The sequence below is a fragment of the bacterium genome (assembly GCA_040753085.1).
GTDB lineage: Bacteria > UBA9089 > JASEGY01 > JASEGY01 > JASEGY01 > JASEGY01.
The window spans coordinates 1-6,051 of sequence record JBFMHI010000165.1; the positions used below are offsets into that span (position 1 = coordinate 1).

General features: G+C 47.2%; 6 protein-coding genes. All 6 read left to right on the top strand.

Annotation, left to right across the window (positions count from 1 at the left end; all coding sequences use genetic code 11):
* Nucleotides 1–243: 243 nt before the first annotated feature.
* The 6 genes from AB1797_12440 to AB1797_12465 all read left to right on the top strand — a co-directional run bounded on the left by AB1797_12440 (nt 244) and on the right by AB1797_12465 (nt 5,854).
* A complete protein-coding gene (locus AB1797_12440) occupies nt 244–1,422 on the top strand; it encodes an ABC transporter permease (GenBank protein ID MEW5768405.1) in 1,179 nt (392 codons plus the stop codon).
* Nucleotides 1,423–1,461: 39 nt separating this feature from the next.
* Nucleotides 1,462–2,193, top strand: coding sequence for an ABC transporter ATP-binding protein (locus tag AB1797_12445; protein ID MEW5768406.1), 732 nt, complete (start codon nt 1,462–1,464; stop codon nt 2,191–2,193).
* Between the two features lie 12 nt (nt 2,194–2,205).
* Nucleotides 2,206–3,702 (top strand): TolC family protein, encoded by a 1,497-nt coding sequence (locus AB1797_12450; GenBank protein MEW5768407.1) that lies wholly within the window; start codon nt 2,206–2,208, stop codon nt 3,700–3,702.
* Complete coding sequence (locus tag AB1797_12455) at nt 3,683–5,035, top strand: efflux RND transporter periplasmic adaptor subunit (protein MEW5768408.1); 1,353 nt, start codon at nt 3,683–3,685, stop codon at nt 5,033–5,035. The genes AB1797_12450 and AB1797_12455 overlap by 20 nt, the downstream gene beginning before the upstream one ends.
* Nucleotides 5,036–5,223: 188 nt before the next feature.
* Nucleotides 5,224–5,475 carry an AbrB/MazE/SpoVT family DNA-binding domain-containing protein gene (locus tag AB1797_12460; GenBank protein ID MEW5768409.1) on the top strand — a complete coding sequence of 84 codons (252 nt, stop codon included), beginning with the start codon at nt 5,224–5,226 and terminating at the stop codon, nt 5,473–5,475.
* Nucleotides 5,456–5,854 carry a type II toxin-antitoxin system VapC family toxin gene (locus tag AB1797_12465; GenBank protein ID MEW5768410.1) on the top strand — a complete coding sequence of 133 codons (399 nt, stop codon included), beginning with the start codon at nt 5,456–5,458 and terminating at the stop codon, nt 5,852–5,854. The genes AB1797_12460 and AB1797_12465 overlap by 20 nt, the downstream gene beginning before the upstream one ends.
* The last annotated feature ends 197 nt before the right edge of the window (nt 5,855–6,051 follow it).

Below are 6,051 nucleotides of genomic sequence, written 5' to 3' on the forward strand. Positions count from 1 at the left end.
GACAGTGTTCGGACACTTCGGACACTTTTGGAGGTAAACCAAACAAAGTTGCCCAATCTTGTCAAAGAAATTTAATAACTTGACAGTTAAAAGTTCTCACGGGTTTTCAAACCTAACCCATTTAGAAGAGGACATTTACCTCTAAAGGCGGCTCGACTTACAAACACCAACAATACCAATGGCTTACGGAGAACTTTTAACTGTCGAGTTGAGAACTTACTACTGTCCAGTTACAATAATTAGATGAATATTTACGAAACAATCAAGCTGGCTATAAGTAATTTTCTCTCCTATCCCTTGCGGTCATCCTTGACTACCCTGGGGGTTATTATTGGGGTGGCCTCGCTTATGTTAGTGCTTTCCATTATCGAGGCCGGCCGGCAGAGGATTATGGGTGAGATCAATGAGATGGGCACTGACCTGGTCTGGATTTATCCTGATTCCAGCAAGACAGACAAGGCCGGTAGACCACTGGCCAAGCTTTCAGCCGAAGACCTGGAGGCTATTAGAAGAGAATGTCCGGCGGTGGTGGCTATATCTCCGGAGATAAGCGCCGCTCTTGAGGCTAACGGTCCTGGCCGACATATGACACTTTCTGTGACAGGAATATTTCCCGGCTACGAGGAGATTAACCGATTGTCTATTTTTAGAGGGAGATTTCTTGGCGAAATAGATGCCTCTCTCTGCCGCCGGGTCTGTGTAGTCGAGGAGGGAGTAGAGACCAGGAAATTGTTCGGAGCGGCTGATCCCCTGAATCAGGATATCCTGTTGGGTGGGGTGGAATTTAAGGTGGTGGGAGTTGTTAAAGAAGAGGAGACCAGGAGAGGAAAAGGGGAAGCGGAGATATATCTGCCTATGACTACCCTGCAGCAGATGGTGGGCAGGCAGGAGTTCAGTGCGGTTACGGCCAGGGTAGGCAGTACAGAAGGAATCAGGCAGATAACTACTGTCCTGGCCAGGAGGCATCAGGGTAGGGATGAATTTGGGGTTAATTCGGCGGCGGAATTGATTAAACGGTCGAATAAGATAGCCCATATTGTTGCCTTAGTAGGTGGAATTATTGCCGGTATTTCGCTTTTAGTGGGCGGCATAGGGATAGCCAATATCATGCTAGTCACAGTGACGGAACGGACCAGGGAAATCGGGATACGCAAGGCCATTGGAGCCAAATCCCGGCTTATCCTGGCCCAGTTTTTGACCGAGGCCGTGCTTTTGAGCCTTCTTGGTGGGCTGACCGGTATGGGGATCGGATTGGCCGGGGCCAGGCTGATTTCGACCATCTTTAAATTGCCCCTGTCAACCCCGATTTGGATTATTGCAGTTGGGGTGTTCTTTTCGGCCATGACCGGGATTATTTCGGGGTTGTATCCGGCCTATCGGGCGGCTAAATTACATCCGATTGAGGCCTTGAGATATGAGTAGGAAACTATTTACCGCAGAGGGCGCTGAGATTAGATTAAGATGATTCAGATGAAGAGGATACAGAAGATTTATCAGATGGGTCCGATCGAGGTAGAGGCCTTAAAGGGGGTGTCTTTGGAGATAGAGCCGGGGGAATTTGTGGCGGTGATGGGGCCTTCCGGATCGGGCAAGAGTACCCTGATGAATCTGATCGGCTGTCTGGATAGGCCGTCAGCGGGATCTTACTTGCTGGCCGGGGCAGAAGTAAGTAGATTTAATGATAATCAGTTGGCTGAGGTTAGACTTAAGCGGATCGGGTTCGTCTTTCAGTCCTTTAACCTACTGCCCAGGCTTTCGGCCTTTAAAAACGTGGAGCTTCCGCTCCTTTATGCCGGGGTCAAAGAAAGGCAGGAGATTGTTTCTGATCTGCTCAGTCAGGTGGGGCTGGAAAAGCGGGGTCACCACCGGCCGTCTGAACTGTCCGGCGGGGAAAGGCAGCGGGTGGCCATTGCCAGGGCCCTGGTGAATAACCCCTCTTTGATTCTGGCTGATGAGCCGACCGGTAACGTGGATTCGACTTCAGCAGCCAGGATAATGGACATCTTCAGGGAGATAAACAAGAGGGGGGTGACCATAGTCATGGTCACTCACAATGTGGAGGTGGCATCTTATGCGGGACGGACTATTCGGCTTAAGGATGGACAATTGCTCACCGTAGAGGACGCTGAGGGCGCAGAGAATAACAGAGGTAAATCTTCTGCGATTTCTGCAGCCTCTGTGGTAAAATTATAAGGGAGCATTTTTATGAGACTGATCCGGATATTGACCTTGATTTTCATTGGGCTAATGACGGCTCAAACAGTTTGCGCTGCCCCCATAGAGCTTAATCTGATAGAGGCCGTTGACCTGGCCTTTGAGAATAACCAGGATTTTCTCTACCAGGATGTTTACGGGCTAAGGACGGCCGAGCTATCTCGCCAGTCTTCTCTGGCTGCCTATAAGAGCCAGAGTAGTTTGAGCCTGGGGGCAAATCAGACAGGGAGCCGGACATTATCTTCTTCTGAAAGCGGAGATAGAAGCCTGCAGGGGGACCTTTCCTGGAATCTGCAGGTTCCCTTTAAGTGGGGAAGCTTTGTTACCTTTACGGCCGGGATGGACCTTAGCCGGCGGGATTCCCTGTCAGGGGATGGAGAATATTCCAGCAGTCCTTACCTGGGGTTAAGCTGGAGTCAACCTCTGTCTCACTCAGGTATTAAGGCCGGGCAGGGCAGCCTGCGGAGGATCGAGACAGGTTACGAGAATGCCCGGCTAAATTTTCAGCGGGCCAGGGAAAATCTGATCTACCAGACTATCAGCTCTTACTTCAGGTTATTTGAGGCCAGGCAGGCCCTGGACCTGGCCGAGAAACAGTTTGATCTGACCAATAATTTATTAAATCTTTCTCAGGTCAGGTTAGAGGCCGGGGAGATCGCCGAGCTGGACCTGATCCAGATCAAGGTCCAGCGGGTTGAGGAAGAGGCTAATCTAATGGCCTTGAAGAGAAGCCTCAGGTCGAACCGGCTGGATTTTTTGGAGATGTTGGGCCTGGAGACAGAGACCCAAATAGAGCTGACTACTTCGCCGGAGGAGGCCATTAAATTTTTAGCTGTTGAAAATCCTTCTTTTGAAGATGCCCTGGCAAAGGCTATGACCCATCGAATCGACCTGAAACAAAGTGACATTAACCTGGAACTGGCTGAGCTTTCTATGCAGGAAACAGTAAGTGCTAATAAAACCAGGCTCAGTCTTAACAGCAAATACCAGAGGAGCGGCTCAAACGAAAAATTTTCCGGCCTGACTGATGATGCCTCTCAGAGCTGGCAGGTAGGGGCCTCGGTTGATTTTAGTCTCTTGGACGGGGGAAGGGATAAGACCGGTATTGAAAACGCCAGGATTAGCCTGGACCAGGCCCGCTACAGCCGGCAGGAACTGGAGCGCTCTATCAGAAAAGAGATCGAAAATATCGTGGAAGCCATTAAAACAGATGAAGCCAGGCTGAATATCCTCAAGGTAAATCTGTCGATAGTCGAAGAGAGCTTCAAGATCAGCCAGATCAAGTATGAAGAGGGAATGATCACTTCCGATGATGTGCTGCGTTCCCAACTGGCCCTGTTCAGAATGAAGGACACCATTGACCGGACCAATATCAGTTTGATTATCAACATGGTGGGTCTGTTTAAGGCTGAAGGGGTATTGGTGGAGGAATATGAGGCCTGGAAAGAAGCGATGAAGGAGGATGAATATGCCCAAAAAGATGAATAAGATTCTGCTGGCGATGGCTGTGCCTGTGGTGGTTGTCTTTGGTCTGTCTGTCCTGAAGAATGGGGCGGCAGAAAAGGGCGAATTGGTCAAGGTAAAGGCGGTAATAGCAGAAAAGGGAGAGATAGCTTCAGTGGTGCTGGCCAGTGGACAGATTAACACCTTAAATTACAGGGAGATAAAGTCTGAGGTAAAGGGAAGGGTGAAGTCTCTAAAAATAGAAGAAGGATCAATGGTCAGGGTCGGGGACATTTTCTGTACTATTGACGAGGTTAATAAAAAGGAAATAGAGACGGCCAGAAAGAACCTGGAATTGGCCTTGATTGATTTTGAAATATCCTTACGAGATTTAGATGCTACCCGGAAAAAATACGAACGGGAGTTGAAATCATCAGCCATAGAGGTAGAGAAGGCCAAAAAAGAGCTATCCCGGTGTCAGAAGCTCTATGAAGCCAGGGCCGTTCCCAAAGGGCAGCTTATTGAGGCAGAAAGTGCGGTAGAAAAGGCAAAGGTAAATGCTGAGATGGCCGGGGACCGGTCTTGGGTTGAAGATGCCGAAATACGACTGAAGAAGAGCCGGATGAGTCTGAATGAAGTTGAGAAGGAATTGATCCGGGTGGCAGCGGGGCAGATAAAGTCTTTAGAACTACCAGAAACCAGGGATGAGGTAGAGGGATTGAGAAGAAGGTTGAATGAGATTTATCCGCAATTAGGTAAGGTGGATATAGTTGCTCCCATAGAGGGAAGGATAATAAAAGTAGGAATCAGGGAGGGACAGGAGATAAACGGGGAGGTTCTTCTCTTTGAGATAGCTGATATGGATAAGGCAGTAGCTGAACTAAAGGTGAATGAGTTTGATCTATCAAGGGTAAAGATGGGACAGGAGGTTAGGATGCAAACTATAGGGTTTACCTCACACCATTATTCAGGACGAATTTTAAAGATCGGGACAAGTGTGGAAAGAGATGGTGAGTGCCCGCAGGTGAAGGCCACTGCTTCTATTAACCCCAAGGGAAAGGAATTAATGTTTGGGGGCAGCATCACGGCCAGAATCGTTACTGAACAGAAGACCAACGTTCTTACTATCCCATTGGAGGCCATCGTCAGAGATGAAACCGGCCAGGATATGGTTTATTTGGTTCAGGATGGACAGGCCGTAGGCAGGAAGATTAAAGTAGGACTCTGGGGGGAAGACTTAGTGGAGGTAGTAGAGGGGTTGACTCCAGGAGAGAAGGTAATTGCGGAGGGAAGTGCCGGGCTTAAAGGTGGAGAGGCCGTCGAGGTCGAGCTGGTAAGTTTGAGTGATATTAGAAACTCTGCAATAGCTCCGAGGTGATTTGGTTTTTTAGAGTGCATAAAAAATAGCGGGTATGCAAAAGTAGTATATTTTAAGAGAGATGTGCCAGGGCGAGTGCCAGAATCTACCCGAGCCTCCCGTGGTTTCAGTAACTTATTATTGACAAACTAATCTTAAAATGTTATACTTAAAATTAGAGTAAAACTTATTTTTGGAGGTAAGATAAGATGGCTATCGTTAGAGTATCATCCAAATCTCAGGTAGTTATACCAAAAGAGATACGGAAGAAGGTTAATATAAAACCCAATATGAAGGTTTTGGTCAAAACAGTAGAAGACCATATAGAGATTATCCCATTGCCAGATGACCCAATTAAGACATTGACCGGGATATTTAAAGATTATCCCGGCTCTTTAGCAAATGAGCTTCTTGAAGAAAGGGAAAAGGACAATAAACAAGATGAAGAATATAGTCTTTGATGCCTATCCTGTTCTCGTCTGGATAAAAGGTGAATCTGGCAGCGAAAAGGTAGTTTCTTTGCTTGAAGAAGCCAGGGATGGCAAGATTAAATCATTTATCTGCCAGATAAACTTAGGTGAAGTATATTACAAGGTTATTCGAGCTAAGGGTATTGAGCAGGCTAAGATCTTTATTGATACATTCAGGCTATTGCCAGTTAAGATAATCACTATTACAGAAGACTTAGTTTGGACAGCCGCAGAGATAAAGGCTAAATTTGCTATCTCTTATGCAGATTGCTTTGCAGTTGCTACTGCTATAAAACAAGACGCAGTTATTCTCACTGGTGACCCTGAGTTTAAAAAGGTAGAGAAGATTGTAGAGATTGAATGGTTATAGTTAATGCTGAAAACTTATGGAGGATACTATAATTATGAATAAAGAAAAGATGGGCTTAGGGTCATTCATAAAAATCAAACGGTTGCGCTGCCGTTCCTTTTCTTCTCGAGATAGGATTATTTTCTCAGTCTTCGGCAGGGAAAGCATCTGGCCGCAAGGCAGTAACTGTTTGAGGCAGGGAACTGGGCCAGGCAAAC

Bases quoted from the DNA above. Each gene is read 5' to 3' on its own strand.
- AB1797_12440 (MEW5768405.1), top strand. From the start codon at position 244: ATGAATATTTACGAAACAATCAAGCTGGCTATAAGTAATTTTCTCTCC.
- AB1797_12445 (MEW5768406.1), top strand. From the start codon at position 1,462: ATGATTCAGATGAAGAGGATACAGAAGATTTATCAGATGGGTCCGATC.
- AB1797_12450 (MEW5768407.1), top strand. From the start codon at position 2,206: ATGAGACTGATCCGGATATTGACCTTGATTTTCATTGGGCTAATGACG.
- AB1797_12455 (MEW5768408.1), top strand. From the start codon at position 3,683: ATGCCCAAAAAGATGAATAAGATTCTGCTGGCGATGGCTGTGCCTGTG.
- AB1797_12460 (MEW5768409.1), top strand. From the start codon at position 5,224: ATGGCTATCGTTAGAGTATCATCCAAATCTCAGGTAGTTATACCAAAA.
- AB1797_12465 (MEW5768410.1), top strand. From the start codon at position 5,456: ATGAAGAATATAGTCTTTGATGCCTATCCTGTTCTCGTCTGGATAAAA.